This window comes from Neisseria sp. P0001.S005 (genome assembly GCF_051963715.1).
The window spans coordinates 1-2,286 of sequence record NZ_JBQCTZ010000334.1; the positions used below are offsets into that span (position 1 = coordinate 1).

General features: G+C 50.1%; 2 protein-coding genes. One reads left to right on the forward strand and one right to left on the reverse strand.

The window, feature by feature from the left end; genetic code table 11:
• A partial coding sequence (locus ACTHSP_RS19765) for a DUF2167 domain-containing protein (RefSeq protein ID WP_440346747.1) occupies window positions 1-567 on the forward strand: 567 nt, incomplete at its 5' end.
• 66 nt (window positions 568-633) lie between these two features.
• On the opposite strand, the gene gltX is transcribed toward ACTHSP_RS19765, so the two are convergent.
• Entirely contained in the window at window positions 634-2,028 is a 1,395-nt protein-coding gene (gene gltX, locus ACTHSP_RS19770) for a glutamate--tRNA ligase (protein ID WP_440346748.1), read from the reverse strand.
• Between the last annotated feature and the right edge of the window lie 258 nt (window positions 2,029-2,286).

Genomic DNA, 2,286 nt, shown 5'->3' on the forward strand with positions numbered 1-2,286 from the left:
GACGATGATGCCAAAGAATGGGATGTTGAAGCCATGCTCGAGCAGCTGAAAGAAGGCACCGAGGAACAAAACAAAGAACGAGCCTCCCGCAACATACCGGAAATAGAAACACGCGGCTGGGTAGAAAAACCGCAATATGATGCAAAGACCCATCGTCTGATTTGGTCGATTGACATTCTGAATAAAAACGAACCCGACCCCAATCCTACCATCAACTACAATACTTTCCAGCTTGGACGCGAAGGCTATATTGAATTGACTATGATCACCGACTTGAAAAGCATAGATCAATACAAACCTATTGTGCAAGAATTGTTGGGTAATATCGAATTCAATGAAGGCAAGCGCTACAGCGATTTCAATGCCGCAACCGACAAAGTGGCTGAATACGGACTGGCTGCCTTGGTTGGCGGTATCGCTGCAAAAAAACTGGGATTATTAGCTTTGGCCGGCGCATTACTGGCTAAATTCGGCAAACTGATTATTTTCGGTGCTGTTGCAGCAGGCGCATTGTTTAAAGGCCTGTGGCGCAAAAAAGATAAAAATAAACTGAACGAAGAAGAATAAATAAATCCTGTTCAAAATAAAAAGGCCGTCTGAAAAATTTTCAGGCGGCCTTTTATCATTCATGCCTTACGAACGGATCCGTTTCAACACTTCTTCTTTGCCGATTAATGCCAATACGGCATCAACGCTTGGAGTTTTTGCCGTACCGCAGACAGCGAGGCGCAGGGGCATACCGAGTTTGCCCATTTTGATGCCTTCTTCGTCGCAGAAAGGTTTGAAGAGGTCGTGGATGGCTTCGGCGTTCCAGTCTTCCAGCCCTTCGAGGCGTTCGGCAAAGCGCAGCATACGGGCGGCGGCTTCGTCGTCCCAGTGTTTCTGCACGTCAGCTTCGGCAGGGGTTTGTTTGACGTAGAAGTAGAGGCACTCGTCGGCAAGCGTGTTCAGGTCTTGGGCGCGGTCTTTGACCAATGCCAACACATCTTCCAAAGCAGGCTTGCTTGTTTCGTGGATATCGCGCAGGGCGAGGCGCGGTTTCACCATTTCGGCCAGTTTCTCGTTGGCGGTGATTTTGATGTGTTCGCCGTTAATCCAGTAGAGTTTCTTCAAATCCATGCGACTTGGAGACGGGGAAACATCTTTCAAATCAAACCATTCGATGAATTGTTCCATCGTAAAGAACTCGTCGTCGCCGTGCGCCCAGCCCAAGCGTGCCAGATAGTTGAGCATGGCTTCGGGCAGGATGCCCATTGCGCCAAAATCGGTAATGGCAACAGTATCGCCGCTGCGTTTGGAGATTTTTTTGCCTTGTTCGTTGAGAATCATGGGCAGGTGGCCGTATTCGGGCAGATTTGCGCCGATGGCTTTTAAGATGTTGATTTGTTTCGGGGTGTTGTTCACATGGTCGTCGCCGCGGATAACGTGGGTAACGCCCATATCGTAGTCGTCCACCACGACGCAGAAGTTGTAGGTCGGCGTGCCGTCGGCGCGGGCGATAATCAGGTCGTCGAGTGCTTCGTTGGGGATAGAGATTTCGCCTTTGACCAAGTCCGTCCATTTCGTAACGCCGTCCAAAGGCGTTTTGAAGCGGACGACGGGTTGAAAGTCGGCAGGGATTTCGGGCAGAGTTTTGCCTTCTTCCGGACGCCAACGGCGATCGTACGTCGCCGTGCCTTCTTTTTCTGCTTTCTCGCGCATGGCTTCCAGCTCTTCTTTGCTGCAATAGCAGTAGTAGGCATGGCCTTTTTCTAAAAGTTCGGCGATGACTTCTTTATAGCGGTCGAAACGGCGGGTTTGGTACACGACGTTGTCGGCGTTGTCGTAGTTCAGGCCGACCCATTTCATGCCGTCGAGGATGATGTTGACGGATTCGGCAGTAGAGCGCGCCAAGTCGGTGTCTTCGATACGCAATAGGAACTCGCCTTTATGATGGCGGGCAAACGCCCATGAAAACAAGGCGGTGCGTACGCCGCCAATGTGCAGGTAGCCGGTGGGGCTGGGGGCGAAACGGGTTTTGACGGTCATGATGGCTCCAAAGTCTTTGAAAACAGGTATTTTACTTTTTCGGCAAGGTTTAAACAATGTACGGCCGTCTGAAAATAATGTCAGCGCAGAAGGACCGTCTGGGAACTTTTCTCCTGAAAACAAGACAAATGATAATTATTTCTTTGAAAGTATCCGCTCATGAACAAACGCGCTTTATTTACCGCCCTCGCCCTCCTGCCCCTTTTTGCCCAAGCCGAAATCAAAACTATCAAAGACGTATTGGGACGCGAAGTCAAA

Excerpts from the sequence above, each read along its gene's own strand:
- gltX (WP_440346748.1), bottom strand. The coding sequence starts at position 2,028 with ATGACCGTCAAAACCCGTTTCGCCCCCAGCCCCACCGGCTACCTGCAC.